The organism is Seleniivibrio woodruffii (assembly GCF_029267515.1).
Lineage (GTDB): Bacteria > Chrysiogenota > Deferribacteres > Deferribacterales > Geovibrionaceae > Seleniivibrio > Seleniivibrio woodruffii_A.
This window is the reverse complement of the sequence record NZ_JAJUIS010000002.1, coordinates 76,391-93,902: the sequence shown is the minus strand read 5'-3', so window position 1 is coordinate 93,902 and position 17,512 is coordinate 76,391. Positions and strand designations below refer to the sequence as shown.

Here is a 17,512-nt window from a genome sequence, read left to right as displayed (position 1 = left end):
CAGGGAAGAGGTGTAATCATGCAAGAGGAATTCGATAACTTAGAAGAATTCACAAGGGAAGACACCGAAAACGCACTTCCCCTTGGCTGGCTGATACTTTTTATCGGACTCATCGTTTTCGGCATATACTATGTATACGCTTATACGCCCGCCTTTACAGGGTGGTCGCAGGAGAAAGCGCTTCAGGAGTCCATGCAGACTCAGCCTAAGTAACCTATCGATAACGAGAAAGGGAGCTTAGGCTCCCTTTCCTTTTAACTTAAAGAGATCGCCGCGTCGCTGCGCTCCTCGCGAAGACTGACGCAGCAGTCTCATAAAAAAACAAGGAGGCTGTCTATGATTGGGAGCGTTTACTCCTTTCTTTTCTACGGACTGTCGCTGACAGTGATCTTCGCCGTAATAATTTTCTATTACTATTCAAAAAAGAGAAAAGATGCGGTTGAGGAAGCAAAATACAAAATGCTGGATGACGATGATGATTAATCTGCAAAAATACCGTTGGGCGGTGCGGCTTTTTAACACCGCCTTATTCCTTCTAATCCCTTGGCTTATAGTTGGCGGTCACAGTGCTGTGCGCTTTGACATCCCTTCCATGCGCCTTTTTTTCTTCGGCGCATCCGTTTGGATAGAAAACTTCTTTATTCTTCTTATATTTACATTTTTTATTACTTTCCTCGGTATACTGATAACACAGCTTTACGGTCGCATCTGGTGCGGCTGGTTCTGCCCCCACACCGTGATGATAAACCTCACATGGTTCTTTGACAGAAAAAAACTGAATTTTATCAATAAGGTTCTTAACCATATACTTGTGTTTCTCGTTAGTCTCATTGCGAGCGTTACTATAGTATTCTATTTCGTTTCACCCTACGACTTCTTCCGCGACCTTGCGGGGGGAACACTCGGCAGTGTCACGGCGTGGTTCTGCATTGTACTGACAGTGCTGACATATCTCAGCTTCACACTGGTACGCTATAAGTTCTGCACGACTATCTGTCCCTATTCCAAGCTGCAATCCATCATGTTCGATAAGAACACGCTGATTGTGGCTTTTGACCCTGCCACGGCGGACAAATGTATAAAATGCAACGCCTGCGTGAAAACCTGCCCGGTTGGGCTGGACATCCGCAAAGGACTTGTTTCCGCCTGCATTAACTGCGGGCAGTGCATCACCGCCTGCGCTAAGGTCATGAAGAAAAAGCAGCATCCCAGCCTAGTACACTATATTTTCGGGTTTGACAAACAGAAGAACCCTTACCGTGTGAACGTGATGATAACCACATTCATCACGCTTATATTCGGCATAGCTTTTATCTGGATGGCGGCAACTACGAAACCATTCGAGTTTCAGGTTCTGCCTAACCAGATGTTCATGCCAAGAGAGAAAGACGGTCGCATAATCAACTCTTACGAAATTATAGTTAAGAATATTTCCGACAAGGACATAGCCTTCACCCTTGATGTTAAGGGAACTGAAGAGTACGAACTGCAATATGAAAAACCGTTTACCGTCAAACCCACGGAAACAGGCAAGCAAACGGTATTTCTGTTCATTCCTGCGCAAAAACTGGAAAAATTCCCTATTCTGTCACTAGAAATGCACGCCATCCCTGACGACAAAGAGATGAAACCGCAGGAGAGTGAGATGAGTTTCCGCAGACCCATAAAGGCAAAACGTAAGACTATAAAATAAAAACAGATTGCCGAGTCTCTCTGTTCCTCGCAATGACATAATATTGTCTCTGCGAACCAACGGCGAAGCAGTCTGAATTTTTGAGGCTTTAAATGAAAATATCGCTTTTGATTATTTTTGTGGCTTTTCTTACCATAGCACCGAGTATTTATCTTGGTATCAAATACTTTGACGGCAAGGTAACTGAAAAGCCTTACGAAACGGGGCTGGAGTATGACAAATGCGAAAAGATAATAAAGGACAACGGTCTGGCGCTTGAAAACATCAGAACCGTTAAAAACGGCGATAAGGTGGCGATAGAATTTGCCATCGCAAACGCGACAGGAGTTGCGTTCGCCGATGAAAAGTTCGCAGTCGAGCGCCCCGCAACAAACGGAGACATGGTGTATATCACACCGAGGCTTGAAGGCAGTTCATACAAAGCGGAATTTCCCGCAAACGGTTACGGCAATTTTGTTCTTGAGGTTCGTGCGAAAGTAGCAGCGGACGAAATAGCCCTCAGGAAGAATTTTTATATCAACCAATAAGCAGGAGGTTTTTTATTATGAAACTCGGAACAGTTGTTATGATAGTCTCGCTTATCGCTATGATAGGCATCCCCCTCTTTTTCGCGATGAAATTCGCTAACTGATGGGCGCACTCTACATTATGATCCCCATCTCCCTCATTCTGGGAGTGATTGTCCTTGCCGTTTTTCTTTGGGCAGGCAAAAGCGGGGAGTTTGAAGACATGGAAGGACCTAAATACCGGATGCTGGATGACGATGACGACGATAAGTGAGAAGGTTGTTCAATGTTCTCACTGTATGCAGGAGGTCAACAGAAACCAGGCAATACAGGAGCGTATTGACGGTCAGGATGTCTTCTTTTGCTGCCATGGCTGTGCGGGTGCTTATAAGATACTCAAAACAGAAGGGCTTGGCAAATTTTACTCAAAAAGAGAGGGCGAATGGGAAGCGGGTGCCGTGTCCAATGTCAAAGTGTCGGAGGATCTATTCTTCGACAGCATAAAGCTGACAGACACAGGTTATGAAGTGGACATCGCTCTCAGCGGCATAAGATGTGCCGCATGTATCTGGCTGATAGAAACCTACATATCAAAGGCGGAAGGGGTGGAGTCGGTTCGCGTGAACTACGCCACCCACAAAGCCCGAATCCGCTGGGAAAAAGGGAAAATAACCCTTGCCGAGATAATCGACAGGATAACGTCCATAGGCTACTGCCCTCTTCCCATAAGCAAATCATCTGTCGAAACCATATACGAAAACGAAAAGAAAGATTATTTCTACCGTTTCTCCATAGCCGCATTTTTTACAATGCAGTTAATGATTTATACAGTTGCCCTTTACGCCGGATATTTTCAGGGTATCAACGCGGGACTCAAAGACTTTTTCGAATACATCGCATGGTTCCTCTGCACCCCTGTAATGTTCTATTCGGGCTATCCCTTCATCAAAAGCTCTTTACAGGCGATACGCAAAGGACATACAACCATGGACACCCTTATCTTTCTGGGTTCGTTCACCGCATATGTCTACAGCATCTTTGCACTCTTCATGAACAAAGAGATATATTTCGACACAACTGCGAACATAATTACGCTCATCCTTCTTGGGCGCTACATTGAAGCCGGAGCGAAGGTACGCACCTCTAACGCGGTTTCAAAGCTCCTTACATACCAGCCAACTCAGGTGAGGCTCATAGAAGATTTTAACCCTGAAAAACAGTACGAATCCGTGATGGTACACGTTAAACAGGTACGCTCCGGACAATATCTTGAGGTTTTGCCGGGTGACTCGGTGCCTGCCGACGGATATGTCGTTAAAGGCAGCACGGAGATAAACGAATCCATGCTGACAGGGGAATCCAGTCCCAAGTATAAGTCGCACGGCGATAAAGTGTTCGCCGGAACCATCAACATCAACGGCAGTATTGTCGTTCAGATTGAACAGGTGGGAGCAACGACGACACTCTCCAAAATAGTTCAGGCTGTGGAGGATGCGCAGTCTTCAAAAGCGCCCATACAGAACGTCGCAGACAAGGTAGTGGCATGGTTTGTTCCATCCATACTGGCAATTGCCGCGGCGACATTCATATTCTGGTATCTGCACAGCGGGGACGTGCTGACTTCCGTAATGACGGCGGTTTCCGTGCTTGTAATAGCCTGCCCCTGCGCTCTGGGACTTGCAACCCCTCTGGCGATACTTATTGCTACATCGAAAATCACCAAACTGGGCGCTGTTGCAAAATCGGGCGATATAATAGAGAGATACAGTAAAGCTGACGTATTCCTGTTCGACAAAACAGGCACCATAACCAAGGGCGAACTGAAGGTCGAAAGCATCATAGCGGACGACAAAAAGACCGTTCTGGCTCTGGCAGCATCACTTGAAAAGAATTCAACGCACCTCATAGCAAAGGCGATAACAACTGCATACGAAGACGATTTTCTGCCTGTCACTGATTTTTCTGAAGTTCCGGGCAAGGGAGTCAAAGGACTTGTTGACGGCAAACATGTTCTGGTGGGTACTAAAACGTTCATGGCAGAAAATAGCATATCCGTTCCGCAAACCGCAGATACAGGACATACCATCGCCTGTGTTGGCATAGATGGCATATTCGGCGGCATGATAACGCTTTCTGACAGCATCCGTGAAAACGCAGCAGAGGTACTTCAATACATAAGCAGAAAAGGCATGAAAGCTGTCATAATCACAGGTGACAACAGAGCGGCGGCTGAAAAGCTGGTCCAGAAGCTCGGCGTTGAGGGTCTGGAATATGTTTCGGATGTCACACCTTTTGATAAAGCCGATATAGTCAGAAAATATCAGTCTGACAGGAATGTTTGTGTGATGGTTGGTGACGGCATAAACGACGCTCCGGCTCTTACAACCGCGGACGTAGGCGTGGCAATCGGTCAGGGCACAGATATAGCCATAGAAAGCTCCGACATAGTTCTGATGAGGGATGAACTCCCTATGCTGACAACATTGCACGAAACTTCTGTGAAAACTCTGAGGGTAATCAAGGAGAACCTGTTCTGGGCGTTCTCTTACAATATAGTGATGGTACCTCTGGCTGTAACGGGCAAGGTGCATCCGGTTTTCAGCGCCGCCCTGATGAGCGTCAGCAGTCTGCTGGTGGTCTTCAACTCACTGAGAATCAACAGATAATCACATCCTGATTCCTGACCAGATAAAAAAAGCCCCCATTACAACCATTATCACCAGTGAAAGAGCGTTAAAAAAACCTCTTCGCGCCATAAGGAAATTGCCGAAGACAGAAGCTGCAAGAAGCGCAGCCATAGTCCCCGTGCCGAAAAAAAGCATTGAAAGAAGCCCGCGCAAAGCATCCGCAGATGAAGCTGAGGCTATGATTACGCCGTATAAAGGTCCGCATGGCAGAAAACCCAGAATAAGACCTGTAAGATATGGTGTTTTAGGCTGAAAACGCTTAATCTTGTCCGCGACGTCCACCCGCCCTATTTTGCTCTCCAGCTTATTCATGAAATTGTAGCCTGAAAATGCAAAAATACCGTACAGCACCAGAAAGATACCGGCGAAGATAGCCGCACCCTTCTGTATTCCCGCAAGATTGCCCACAACCTGAACCATACTGCCCACAAGTCCGGCAGCAGCACCAAGAACGCAGTAAGTTGTTATCCTGCCGAGATTATATTTGATATGAGGCAGAAAAAGCGCCTGATAGCCCTTCTTTTCGCCCACGAAACGACCTGAAATATAGAGCACAAAGGGATGGCACATCCCCAGACAATGCCCGAAGCCGACAGAGAAACCAAGGGTCAGAAAGCCAAGATATGAAAGCTCTTCCACGTCAATCCTTTATATTAAACAGAAAAACCTTTTCAACCTGACCGCCCTCATGCCCGAAAGACAGCTTACCATACCATATCTTGCCGCCCATGATACATTTAGGAAGAGTCACCTTTGCGGTGTAGCCTGTATTGGCTTTCTGAAGATTAGCTTTGTAAAGTCCCATATCCATTGACATATTAAACAGGATGTGCCCCTGCGAAATGCTCACAGGCTTGCCGCCTTTGTCTATGAACACACGGAAAACTATCTCCGAAAAGGGACGCGCAGGGCGGGACATATCAATTTTAATTTTGTATCCTCCCTGCTCTATTGTCACTGGATTCTGAGTTACATCCAGTTTTTTGTCATAGTTTATAACAAATTTCTCCGCCGCAAAGCTGGGAGCTGTAAGGCAGAAAACTGCCAGAATGAATGAAATGGCTCCGACGGCGATTCTTAAACGATTCATATTTATACCTCTGCCATATAATACCACATCGGTATTAATAGTCAAAAGTTACTATTTTTCAATGGGATATTTATTAGAGCATTTAACGAAATTTATGTCGTTTTTGCGAACAGAGCGAAGCAATCTGCTCCGCATAGAAGATGCTGAAGATATCAGATCGCCGCGTCGTTGAACTCCCCGCGAAGACGTTCACCTCTACCCGTCTCTGCGAACCCCTATGGGGTGAAGCAGGCTCATATTTCCGTTAAACGAAAAAAAGCCCGACACAAAGGTCGGGCTTTTTGAATCGTATAAACGATGATTAGACGATTTCCGGTACGTCCCAGTTTGTGATCTTCATTGTACCGTGTTTTGCAAGGTTCATCTGCATTTTGAAGCATCTGTCGAAAAGCTGAGGCTCGTGACCTACACCTCTGCTCAGGCACTCTTTCTTCGCCATGTCGAAGTATTCCTGCATAATCGGTTTGTATTCGGGGTGAACGCACTTGTCGATGAGCATTTGTGCTCTGTCTTTAGGTGCGAGACCTCTAAGGTCGGCAAGACCCTGCTCTGTAACGAGAACGTCAAGATCGTGTTCAGTGTGGTCAATGTGGGGAGCTTTGGGAACCACACAAGTAATGCCGTGGGGATCTGTTTTGCTGGGTCTTGTTGAAGGTGTGTGCATGATTGACAGGAAAGCGTTTCTGAGGAAGTCGCCAGAACCGCCAAGACCGTTGATCATTCTTGTGCCGCCGACAAGTGTTGAGTTAGCGTGTGCATAGATGTCGAACTCAACAGGTGTATTCATAGCAATGCAACCTAAACGGCGGATAGGTTCCGGCGCGTTTGAGATTGACAGAGGACGAAGGGTGATCTTAGGAGCATATTTTTCTTTGTCAGCGAAAAATCTGGGGAAACCTTCTTTCTCTGAGAGTGAAAGAGAGCAAGAAGATGCGCAATCCAGTTTACCGGAATCAAACAGGTCAAGCATTGTATCCTGAAGAACTTCGGTGAAAACTGTAAGGTTGCTGAAAGGACCTTTTGCAAGACCGCCTACAACAGCATTTGCGATTGAGCCAACGCCAGACTGGATAGGCAGAAGGTTTTTGGGAAGTCTGCCGCATTTAACTTCATACTGGAAGAAGTCCATGATGTGGTTTGCGATAGCTTCGGAAGTGTCGTCCTGCTCAGCGAAAGCACGACCTTTGTCGAGGTGTTTGGACTCAACGATAGCGATGATTTTGCTGGGGTCGCAAGGACAGTAAGTTGTACCTATGCGGCTGTCAGCTCTTGTGATGTTGAACACTTGTCTGTTAGGGGGTGTTCCGGGAACGATGATATCGTGCATACCTTCGAAAGAGGGCTGACCAGTGTTGACCTCAAGGATAACTCTGTCACATATCATAAGTATTTCGGGGATAACGCCGCAAGAAGAAGTGGGAACAAGTCCGCCGTCTTCTGTGATAGCAGAAACCTCTATGATGGCAAGGTCAAGTTTGCCTGTGGGAGTGTCTTTTGTATAGAAACCGTATCCGAGATCCTGAGCGAACAGAGAAAGGTGTTTGTCGCCCATGCGGATGCGTCCTTCGTTGATTCCTTTAGCGATGTCTTTACCTGTCTGATAGGGCCATCTGCGGTCTATCATATCAAGCTGTGCCCATCTGTTCTCAGTTTCCGCACCGACGGATGCGCCGATGAAGAGGTTGAATTTCATTTTGCCCTGAAGGTTGTTAGCTTCAACATAATCAGCCAGAGCTATCGGAACTGCTTTGGGATAACCGGCAGGTGTGAAACCTGACCAGCCGAGGTTCATTCCGTCTTTGAAATACTGGATAGTCTCCTCAACTTTAACAACTTTGCTGAGAAGGCTCTTACATCTGATGCGTGACTCTAATTCGGACATTTGTTCCTCCATATTTGAGTAGTTATCAACTGTTAATGCCTTTTATTGTAAAAAATCCCTTTGCATCAAGGAAGCTGGGAATTTTTGTCCTGATATCTTTAACGACCTCTGCATCGGCAAAAGATGTGTAGATTCCCTCCTCCTCGGAGGGTTCAAACATCGGTTCGCCCCAGGGGTCATACGCGACGGAAAAACCGCAGGGCATATCTTTTTTGCCCATCATGACGTTTGTATTGCATCCGGCGACATAGCACTGATTTTCTATGGCGCGCGCACGCATAAGCGTGAGCCAGTGTTCCTTTTTCATCTGCGGCCAGATAGCGGGTACGGTTATTATATCCGCTCCGGCAAACGCCGTCATACGGAACATCTCCGGAAATCTTACCTCATAGCACAAAAGCAGTCCGACCTTCATACCCTTGAAGTCAAAGACGGTCACACCACTGCCTTTGTCTATATATTCATCCTCCCTCATGGGAGAAAAAAGGAAGTTCTTTCTATAGGTTGCAGCGATTCCGTTTTTTGTCACCGCATAAACCGTATTAAAAACCTTGTTTTGATTTCTTTCGGGGAGTGATGAGATTACAAGCGTATTATCATTTATAATACTTTGTATTCCGTCAATAACAGAGTGCGTTTGTTCAGAAAATTCCACCAGCCGCTGATAGTCGAAACCGCAAGCCCACATCTCAGGAAGAATGATAATTGAATCTTCACCATCAATAACTTGCGAAATCCCGTCTTTAAACTTTCTCAGGTTTTCGTCAACCTCTGAAAGCCTCACTGGCAACTGAAGCGAAATTATCTTCATATGACTCCCCTAAGTCTTCGGGATTTTAAAACATAATTTGTACCATGTCAAGACAGTAAATGTTCATTATAAGACGATAAAAAGACTGTGTAATGTGAAAAGGTGTCGGGGTAAGAGATGCGGGTGCTTTATCAATTATAAAACACCCGCAGAAAATATTATTTGCAGATATAGTTAGCGGGTATGTAATCGCAGAAGGGTTCTTCCGCCATATAGTCGCCTGTGACGGCGTAGGCTCTCGCACGGCAGCCGCCGCAGACGCCGAGGTGTTTACAGACACCGCATTTTCCCTCATAGTCTTTAAAGCTGCGCATATCATTCATAAGTTTGGAGTTATCCCATATTTCCTTAAACGGCTTTTCGAAAACGTTGCCCGCAGTTACGGGGAAATATGAGCAGGGAAGCACATCACCTTTTGAGTTCACAAGGGCAATGGTCTGTCCGGCTATGCAGCCCTTGCTTCCACCTGTGCCGAAAGTAAGGTTCCTGCGGTTTTTGTCCAGCCCAGCCTCTTTGCTGCGGTCCGCCCATATTCTGTAATATTGTGGAGCGCAGGTGGGGCGGACAAGAATTTCGTCCTCGTTGCGTTCCATATCGTAGTGCCAGTTTAGTATATCTTCATAGTCCTCTTTGCTGATAAGTTCTTTCATAAGCTCTTCTCCCCTGCCCGTGGGAACTATGAGGAACATATACCATGCGGTGGGTTTAAGAGACTTTGCGAGTCTGTATGTGTCCATGATGTCGTGCTGGTTACGTTTTGCGAACGATGAGTTTATGATGAATTTGATATCGTGTTTGCGGAAGTATGCGGCGGCATCCATTACAGCCTGAAAAGAGCCTTCCTGCTGGCGGAAGTCGTCGTGTACGGCAGGAGTTGAGCCGTCAAGGCTGAGAGACACAATGCGGATGCCGGCGGCTTTCATCTTTTCACAGACTTCGTCGTTAATGAGTGTCCCGTTTGTAGCCATAGCCATGCGCAGACCTTTTTCCGTGCCGTATGCGGCGATGTCGAACACATCCTCGCGCATGAGCGGTTCGCCGCCTGTCAGAACAACGACAGGTTTAGCAAACTCAGTAAGCTCGTCGATAAATTTTTTTGCCTTTTCAAGGGTGAAATCGCCAACGGCGGAATGAATACCCGAAGATGAACGGCAGTGGACACATTTCAGATTGCATTTTGATGTGATCTCCCAGGCCATCCATTTCAGTTCCCATGTTTTTTCAGACATATTTGAAACTCCGTAAATATCTTTAATAAATTCTTTTGCACCACACTACATTAACAGCACTTCAGGATTTTTCAATGTTAAAGATGTGAAACAGACTGTTTTTTGTCCCAACCCATTTCAATGTATAACTTTTCACTTGATTTGTATTAATTTTCAGCTATTCTGAGCAATCACATTAAATGACCATAATGCGGTCAAAGGGTTGTATATGAACATTTATGTAGGTAACATCAGCTATCAGACAAAAGAAGAAGACCTTATAGGACTCTTCTCAACAGTCGGCGCAGTGGATTCCGCACGCATCATCAAAGACAGGGAAACAGGACGTTCCAAAGGATTCGGTTTTGTGGAAATGCCCAACGACGCTGAGGCGAAAGCAGCAATCGAAAAATTTAACGGCTCCGAATTCGGAAGCAGAAACATCACTGTTAACGAAGCAAAGCCAAAAGAGGACAAACCCGCCGGACGCGGTCCCAGAGGCGGCTTTGGCGGCGGAAACAGAAGGTTCTGATTCCTTCAAAGATAAAAGCTGTTAAGGCGGGCATTTTTGTCCGCCTTTTTATTTATTTGATATTTTTTTTATTTTTCTCTTGCTATTTATTTTTAACCATATATAGTAACTCCTGTCAGACCGATACATCGGTTGCAGGTTGTTCGCAAATTTATCCCGGATTTTGAACCGGATCCTGATCAGTTATATGCCGCTTTCTATTGAGTCTTCAATATTTATCTGCAAAATTGTTCACTCCACCGTTTCTATGTACACAAGACTGTACATCTCCGCTCTTTGCGCACCGTTCCATGAATAGTTTTGACAAATAATATTTTATGAGGATTCATTATGAACATCTATGTAGGAAATCTTAGCTACGGCACAACAGAAGACGATCTTGTTTCACTTTTCAGCGGCGTTGGAAGCGTTGATTCAGCACGCATCATCTCCGACAGAGAAACAGGACGCTCAAAAGGCTTCGGCTTCGTAGAAATGGGCGACAGCAACGAAGGCAAAGCTGCAATTGAAAAATTCAACGGCACAGAGCTTGACAACCGCAACATCACCGTTAACGAAGCAAAACCCCGTGAAGAAGGCGGAAACCGTGGCGGTTTCGGCGGCGGACGCGGCGGAAACAGCAGAGGCGGCTTCGGCGGCGGACGCGGCAGATATTAATCATCTCCTGTAAACAAATTTCAGGCGGGCAGCAATGCCCGCTTTTGATATTTTCTTCATAACCCTCCATTTTTTCTATTGCTATTTATTTTTAACAATGTATAGTTAGTTTGTCAGACCGAGATTTGGTTGAACGTTGTTAGCAAACTGACCCGGATTTTGAACCAGAACCTAGATCATTTATGCCGTTGTACCTCAATATAACCCGCAAAAATTGTTCATAAGTTCCCTGCGTTTGGCTCCTTAGCATCCGTATTGCTCACCGTATTATCCCAGAGTTGAGAGTTTTGACAAATAATATTATGAGGAATTTTTACAATGAACATTTATGTAGGTAACCTTAGCTACGGAACAACTGAAGACGATCTTACATCTCTTTTCGGCGGCGTTGGCGCTGTTGATTCAGCACGCATCATCAAAGACAGAGAAACAGGACGCTCAAAAGGCTTCGGCTTCGTAGAAATGTCTAACAACGACGAAGCAAAAGCAGCTATCGAACAGTTCAACGGCGCTGAGTTCGGCGGCAGAAACATAACTGTTAACGAAGCTAAACCCCGTGAAGAGGGCGGAAACAGCAGAGGCGGTTTCGGCGGTGGACGCGGCGGTTTCGGCGGCGGACGCGGAAGATACTAATAACAACTCATTATACTGAGTTTTCAAAGCCGGACATTTGTCCGGCTTTTTTATTTGATATACCCTTTAATAAGGGTATAATTCTTTATGACAGAACGTTATCTGAACATAAAGAACAAAACCCTGATACGCCTTTCAGTAATCATGGCGCTATTATTCGCCCTCTTTCTGTTCATAACCTATGTAAGTTATAGGCAAAAACTGGAAAACACACTCTCAGGTGAAGCAGAGCACCTTAAAGCGTTTTTTAAATCCGAACTGAACGCCCTTAACGAACTGAACTACACACGAATTGACAATATTCTGTCAAATCAGGATGTTATCAATGCCATAGAACAAAGAGACAGAATCAAGCTCTACACTCTTGTTAAGCAGAATTTCGATCTCTTCGCCGCTGAAAATCATTTCTTTAAAAACATGCATTTCCATACGGAAAATACCGTCACCATTCTCCGCGTCCATATGCCGGCACAATATGGCGACGATCTTTCGAAAATAAGGCACATAATAGCCAAATCAAATCAGGAAAAACTGCCTGAAAGCGGAATAGAGGTTGGACTGAACGGTATTTATTATAGAGTCGTACAGCCTGTTTACAATAGCGACCACAAGCATATTGGATGTCTGGAACTGGGCACTGACCCGATGTATTTCACCCATCTCCTTGAAACAATGTATACGGACAAAAAACTGGCTTTCGTTTTCAAAAAAGACTCCCTGAACATCCTGAGAAATAAGGACGGACTGGTTCTTGCCGGAAACGAATATATCAAAACCGATACGCCTGACTTCTTTGTTAAAGCTCTTAAATACCTTAAAAAACAGAAAATGATCACCTATGAAAGCGAAGGACGGACATATCTCATTGCGCCTGTCATGGAGCTTAAAAACTACAGCAACGAGAGCATAGCCTCCCTTGTTGCTGCCATAGACGTAACAAAAAGTATAGAGGACATAAAGGATGATGTCCTCATACTCCTTCTGTTCAGTATTATAATTGCCGCGGCAACCCTTACTGTTGTTAACATCGGATTTAACGCTTATATCGGGAGCCTGCACAGAACAAGCTCCGACCTGAACAGGGCAAAAGACGAGCTGAATTATAACCATAAAATAATCGATAAATATGTGATTTACTCGGAAGCTGATGCAAAAGGGGTAATAACTAAGGTCAGCACAGCACTTTGTGAGATTTCTCAGTTTTCAAGAAACGAACTTATCGGGGCGCAGCATACAATATTAAAACACCCTGATATGGATCAGAATATGTCCAGACAGATGTGGAATACCATAATGTCCGGCAATTCATGGAACGGAGATATAAAAAATATAAGAAAAGACGGCAGCACTTTCTGGGTTAACGCACACATAGTACCCAAAATTGATGAAAGCGGTAATTTCATAGGCTATTCCTCCATCAGAACAGATATAACTGATAAAAAGCGTGTCGAAGAGCTTACCATTACCGATGAACAAACCGGACTTTACAATAAAAGGTATTTTAACCAGATAATCGAACAGGAAATGAGAAGAGCACAGAGAAACCGCTCATTCATGACGCTTGCAATAATAGATATAGACGCGTTTAAAGCGTACAACGATTCTTACGGGCACCTTGCCGGAGATAATGTTATGAAAAGTATCGCTGCTACAATAAAAAAATCCCTAAACCGTGCCGGTGATTTCGCTTTCAGAATCGGCGGCGAGGCTTTTGCTGTTATATGCACGGAAATGAACACGAGACACTCAAAAGAATTTTTCGAACAGATCCGCGAAGATGTGGAAAACCTTAAAATTGAACATACAACAGGAGACACTGGAGGCTATATAACGGTATCAATAGGAGTATGCTGCGCTGTGCCGCCTGTAAACGCCACATCTGATCTCTTATTTAAAAAGGCAGATACATCCCTCTGCAAGGCGAAAGAATCGGGAAGAAACAGAGTAAAAATCTGCGACGGCAACGAAACCTAGGAAATGATACTGTTGGCTATAGCTATCGCAACTGCGTGCTGACGGTTTGTCGCGTTCAGCTTTCTCTTTATATTCTTGATATGAAAATTAACCGTATTCTCACTTATTTCCAGTATTTTTGAAATTTCCCAAGAGGTTTTGCCAGCTTTCAGCCATCTCAGAACGTCCATTTCCCTTCCGCTGATAAGTCCGGGGTCAATGTCCTGCATCTCGCTCAGCCTGTAATATGCGTTGGCAAGGTGCGGATAAATATAATAAAGAATTTCCTCTGTCCGCTCTGCTTTACTGAATTCCCTGCCTCCGAATGAAATAACGGCGGTTTTGGATTTATCAGGTGCAACCTTGCTGAAGCTGTAGCCGCAGAGGTTAGGAAGTATCATCAGCGGAGTCACGGAACCTATCGCAGGGGGCAGTTCTTCCCACCACATCATGGTTTTTCCGGCGCTCACCATGTGGTAAACAGGGTCGTTGGGATTCGGGCTGGTTGAATACTGATAAGGAGACCACTCTTTCATAACACTCAGGTTGGTATAGAAGGTCTGCATCTTCCACTCTTCCGAAAAATAAACAGCGCCTATGTGAACAAAATCGAACTCAAAAAGCCCTTTAAGCCCCATAACAGAAGATGTGAAACCAGAATACGTCCGTATATTCAGCAGCTCAAGAGAAAAATCAAGAATATTAGTCAGTTCTTTACGTTTAAGCATGGCTGGAAATTCCCTGGAGTGAAATTAGACACGAAAAAATGCCGTTGGAAGCAAAGCCCGGAAAATGTTGCTGCCAACGGCCAATTGCGGGACACGGTTTGCACCGTGTATGACTTTTGCAAAAACTTGGTTTTGGTGAAGTTTTAGCTAACATGGTATACCCCGTTTAACAACATTTTGATACTACCAGAACTAGTGGCGCTAAGCTCCTCATATTTCAATCAGTATACACAATAGGTTTTACTAATGCTACAAATATTTGAAAAACAAGGTTTTCATCCAATTTAAACAGATATTCAATAAAATATAGATTTATCTGATAATTACAAAAAAAAGAGGGGCAAGCGCCCCTCTTCCCATGTTATATTTTCTTGTCCGATGAACAGCTTCCGCCGCAGCCGGAACATGCGCACTGCATAGGCTTGTCGCTTTTCGCCTGTTTATAGGTCTTATATCCCCTATATCCGGCGAAACCCACTGCCCAGAGCAGTATTGCCGTAAGAATAATATTTGACATCATATATCACCTCCGAGCGGTTACCCCATAATCTGGAAGGCGGCAATAGAAGCAAGGAACGCAACACCTGTGTAAACGACAAGTGTGAAAAGCGCCCACTTGGAAGAGCCTGTCTCCTTACGTATAGCAACCACAGTTACGAAACACGGCGCGTACAGCATTGTGAATATTATCAGCGAGATTGCGTTTGCTGTGGTCCAGCCGGATTTAACCAGCTTATCAGCAAGACTGTCTGATTCCTCAGGGTCAACCTCTCCGAGAGAGTATGCAGTACCCAGAGACGCAACCACGACCTCTTTTGCAGCTATACCGCCTATAAGAGCAATATTGGTTCTCCAGTCAAATCCTGCAAACTGTGTTACAGGTTCGAACACTTTTCCGAGTCTGCCCGCCACAGAATTTGCAAGAGCGTCGCCAGCCTCATTGGCATCAACCTCTGCAAGTCGGTCACGATATTCCTGAGCCATAGCGGAAACTTCTTCAGCATCGGAATCGCCCTCTTCAACAACAGCTTTATCGTAAGAAGCGGTTACGTCCTGACGCTGGCTCTCATAAACTTCAAGCTGTTTGTCTGTGAGCTGCGGAAAGGTCATCATAGCCCAGAGCAGGATGGATATCGCAAGGATAACGGTACCCGCTTTCCTGACGTACATCCAGCATCTTTCCCATGCGTGTATTGAAAGACCTTTCAGTGTGGGCATCCTGTAAGGAGGAAGCTCCATAACAAATGCTGAATCTGGTTCTTTTACAAAGAAAGTGCCCAGTATTCTTGCTATTGAAAGCGCCAGCAGCCAGCTTATAAGCGTGATTGCAAGCATCATTCCGCTTTCGTTGCCGGGGAAAAAAGCCTTGATAAGCAGAGCATAAACGGGCAGTTTAGCACCACAGGGCATGAAAGGAGCCGTAAGGATTGTTATCAGTCTCTCTTTTTCGCCTTTGATGGTTCTTGCCGCCATAACGCCGGGAACTGCGCATCCTCCAGCGATACCGCCGGAAACGATGTATGCAACAACAGAGTTGCCCTGAAGCCCGAAAATACGGAACACCCTGTCCAGCATATAGGCGGTTCTTGCCATATAGCCTGAGTCCTCAAGGAACGCGATGGCAAAGAACATGAAAAGGATAAGAGGTGCAAAACCGAGAACCCCGCCCATACCATCGATGATACCTGAAATTACAAGAGATTTCAGCAAGCCCTCCGCCATGCCCGCTTCGGCAACACCGCCGAGCCAGCCGAACAGGCTTTCAAGCCACATAACAGGATATTCACTCGCCCAGAATGTAAACTCATATATAAGATACAGGAAACCGAGCATTATTATCGGTCCCAGCAGTTTGTTAGTAAGTACCTTGTCTATGCGGTCGCTGAGATACAGTCTGTCCAGAGGGGAATCCTCATATGTTACAACTGATTTAAGGATAGAGCTGATGTAGCCGTATCTGTAATCCGCAATGAGGTTTTCCGCTGTTGTTTTCTGAGTTGTTTTGATGTGGCTGTTAAGTTTTTCAGCCATCGCAACGAGTTCCTGATGGATGCTGCCGATGCCTGAACCTTCTGCGATTATTTGCTCGTCGTTTTCAAGATATTTCAGAGCTGTCCATCTGGGAAGGTATTTTGCAGTCATGAAACCTGCGTCTTTGATCTTGGTCTCCATTTTAACGAGAGTCTCGTCAACATCGGGACCGTATGAAATATCAAGGGGAGCCGCTTTTGTCTGGCTCGCGCTGAATTTTGCAACGGCGTCCAGAAGCTCTCTGGTACCCTTGTTTTCCCTTGCGACAGTTTCAACCACGGGCACATTCAGCTTTTCGCCCAGAGCCTTGACATCTATATTGATTTTTCTGAGCTTTGCAACATCAACCATGTTAAGCGCAGCCATGACAGGTGCGCCCATCTCCATAAACTGAACGAACATGTAAAGGTTTCTTTCAAGGTTAGATGCGTCCAGAACGTTGACGACAACATCCGGTTTTTCGTTTACAACATAGTCTCTCGCCACTTTCTCTTCGAGCGAGTAAGGGGAAAGGCTGTATGTACCGGGAAGGTCTACGATTGTAAACTCCTCACCGTTGTGCTTAACTTTCGCTTCCTTCTTTTCAACTGTAACACCGGGATAGTTGGCAACGTGGTAGTTTGCGCCTGTTATGTTGTTGAAAAGAGACGTCTTCCCGCAGTTGGGGTTTCCGGCAATGGCAACAATCTTCATTAATCAATGACCTCCACTTCAATGTGATCAGCTTCGTTGTTTCTGAGTGTGATGGTAAACCCTCTCACTTTCAGAGCAACAGGGTCGAAAAGGGGCGCCCTGCCTATGATCTTAAATTCAGTTCCTGAGGTCAGACCCATATCGTTGATCCTCTGACGAAGTTCGCCTTCGCAGTTGACCTTGACAATCCTGCCCTTTTGATTGTCTTTCATCTTTCTCATGGAAATAATCATTTGTTGATCTCCCTAATTAAAAAAGTAAAACCCTATACCAAGCATGATGAAAATAACTATCATTATCACGCCGTCGCGTCAAGAGAAAATGATATTCATTATCATCAATACACAGCATATGTTTGAAGAAAAGTTTTTTCTTTGATTCATATCAAGAAGTTGAAATCAGGGAAAT

The 17,512-nt window shown here is 45.2% G+C and carries 19 protein-coding genes; 10 read left to right on the top strand and 9 right to left on the bottom strand.

Annotation, left to right across the window (positions count from 1 at the left end; genetic code table 11):
- Positions 1-18 precede the first annotated feature (18 nt).
- From Q7P67_RS03005 to Q7P67_RS02980, 6 genes are all read left to right on the top strand, one after another.
- Positions 19-213, top strand: a complete 195-nt coding sequence (locus Q7P67_RS03005) for a cbb3-type cytochrome c oxidase N-terminal domain-containing protein (RefSeq protein ID WP_303850405.1) — start codon at positions 19-21, stop codon at positions 211-213.
- A gap of 123 nt (positions 214-336) precedes the next feature.
- A complete protein-coding gene (locus Q7P67_RS03000; protein WP_303850404.1) occupies positions 337-483 on the top strand; it encodes a CcoQ/FixQ family Cbb3-type cytochrome c oxidase assembly chaperone in 147 nt (48 codons plus the stop codon).
- A complete protein-coding gene (locus tag Q7P67_RS02995) occupies positions 467-1,693 on the top strand; it encodes a 4Fe-4S dicluster domain-containing protein (RefSeq protein WP_303850403.1) in 1,227 nt (408 codons plus the stop codon). Before Q7P67_RS03000 ends, Q7P67_RS02995 begins: the two co-directional genes overlap by 17 nt.
- Before the next feature lie 92 nt (positions 1,694-1,785).
- On the top strand, positions 1,786-2,220 hold the full coding sequence (locus Q7P67_RS02990; protein ID WP_303850402.1) for a FixH family protein: 435 nt from the start codon (positions 1,786-1,788) through the stop codon (positions 2,218-2,220).
- A 103-nt stretch (positions 2,221-2,323) separates the two neighbouring features.
- The gene (gene ccoS, locus Q7P67_RS02985; RefSeq protein WP_303850401.1) at positions 2,324-2,473 is read left to right on the top strand and encodes a cbb3-type cytochrome oxidase assembly protein CcoS; all 150 of its coding nucleotides are present in this window, start codon (positions 2,324-2,326) and stop codon (positions 2,471-2,473) included.
- Entirely contained in the window at positions 2,457-4,865 is a 2,409-nt protein-coding gene (locus tag Q7P67_RS02980; protein ID WP_303850400.1) for a heavy metal translocating P-type ATPase, read from the top strand. The genes ccoS and Q7P67_RS02980 overlap by 17 nt, the downstream gene beginning before the upstream one ends.
- On the opposite strand, the gene Q7P67_RS02975 is transcribed toward Q7P67_RS02980, so the two are convergent.
- The 5 genes from Q7P67_RS02975 to Q7P67_RS02955 form a co-directional block, all read right to left on the bottom strand.
- A complete protein-coding gene (locus Q7P67_RS02975; RefSeq protein WP_303850399.1) occupies positions 4,866-5,525 on the bottom strand; it encodes a sulfite exporter TauE/SafE family protein in 660 nt (219 codons plus the stop codon).
- 1 nt (position 5,526) lies between these two features.
- A complete protein-coding gene (locus Q7P67_RS02970) occupies positions 5,527-5,976 on the bottom strand; it encodes a hypothetical protein (RefSeq protein WP_303850398.1) in 450 nt (149 codons plus the stop codon).
- Positions 5,977-6,277: 301 nt separating this feature from the next.
- Positions 6,278-7,858, bottom strand: a complete 1,581-nt coding sequence (locus Q7P67_RS02965; protein ID WP_303850397.1) for an acetyl-CoA hydrolase/transferase C-terminal domain-containing protein — start codon at positions 7,856-7,858, stop codon at positions 6,278-6,280.
- A 25-nt stretch (positions 7,859-7,883) separates the two neighbouring features.
- Positions 7,884-8,669: a nitrilase-related carbon-nitrogen hydrolase gene (locus Q7P67_RS02960; RefSeq protein WP_303850396.1), complete on the bottom strand. Its 786-nt coding sequence runs from the start codon at positions 8,667-8,669 to the stop codon at positions 7,884-7,886.
- Positions 8,670-8,827: 158 nt separating this feature from the next.
- Positions 8,828-9,898, bottom strand: coding sequence for a radical SAM protein (locus tag Q7P67_RS02955; protein WP_303850395.1), 1,071 nt, complete (start codon positions 9,896-9,898; stop codon positions 8,828-8,830).
- A gap of 208 nt (positions 9,899-10,106) precedes the next feature.
- On the opposite strand from Q7P67_RS02955, the gene Q7P67_RS02950 reads away from it, so the two are divergent.
- The 4 genes from Q7P67_RS02950 (at position 10,107) to Q7P67_RS02935 (ending at position 13,673) form a co-directional block, all read left to right on the top strand.
- Positions 10,107-10,409 carry an RNA-binding protein gene (locus Q7P67_RS02950; RefSeq protein WP_303850394.1) on the top strand — a complete coding sequence of 101 codons (303 nt, stop codon included), beginning with the start codon at positions 10,107-10,109 and terminating at the stop codon, positions 10,407-10,409.
- Between the two features lie 330 nt (positions 10,410-10,739).
- Positions 10,740-11,066, top strand: coding sequence for an RNA-binding protein (locus tag Q7P67_RS02945; RefSeq protein WP_303850393.1), 327 nt, complete (start codon positions 10,740-10,742; stop codon positions 11,064-11,066).
- A gap of 318 nt (positions 11,067-11,384) precedes the next feature.
- Positions 11,385-11,699 (top strand): RNA-binding protein, encoded by a 315-nt coding sequence (locus Q7P67_RS02940; RefSeq protein WP_303850392.1) that lies wholly within the window; start codon positions 11,385-11,387, stop codon positions 11,697-11,699.
- An 87-nt stretch (positions 11,700-11,786) separates the two neighbouring features.
- Positions 11,787-13,673 (top strand): diguanylate cyclase, encoded by a 1,887-nt coding sequence (locus Q7P67_RS02935; protein WP_303850391.1) that lies wholly within the window; start codon positions 11,787-11,789, stop codon positions 13,671-13,673.
- Here the strand turns inward: Q7P67_RS02935 and Q7P67_RS02930 are convergent.
- The 4 genes from Q7P67_RS02930 to Q7P67_RS02915 all read right to left on the bottom strand — a co-directional run bounded on the left by Q7P67_RS02930 (position 13,670) and on the right by Q7P67_RS02915 (position 17,337).
- On the bottom strand, positions 13,670-14,380 hold the full coding sequence (locus Q7P67_RS02930; RefSeq protein WP_303850390.1) for a helix-turn-helix transcriptional regulator: 711 nt from the start codon (positions 14,378-14,380) through the stop codon (positions 13,670-13,672). The genes Q7P67_RS02935 and Q7P67_RS02930 overlap by 4 nt on opposite strands.
- 361 nt (positions 14,381-14,741) lie before the next feature.
- Positions 14,742-14,900, bottom strand: coding sequence for a FeoB-associated Cys-rich membrane protein (locus Q7P67_RS02925; protein ID WP_303850389.1), 159 nt, complete (start codon positions 14,898-14,900; stop codon positions 14,742-14,744).
- Between the two features lie 17 nt (positions 14,901-14,917).
- Entirely contained in the window at positions 14,918-17,104 is a 2,187-nt protein-coding gene (gene feoB / locus Q7P67_RS02920) for a ferrous iron transport protein B (RefSeq protein ID WP_303850388.1), read from the bottom strand.
- The gene (locus tag Q7P67_RS02915; RefSeq protein ID WP_303850387.1) at positions 17,104-17,337 is read right to left on the bottom strand and encodes a FeoA family protein; all 234 of its coding nucleotides are present in this window, start codon (positions 17,335-17,337) and stop codon (positions 17,104-17,106) included. The genes feoB and Q7P67_RS02915 overlap by 1 nt, the downstream gene beginning before the upstream one ends.
- Positions 17,338-17,512 lie beyond the last annotated feature (175 nt).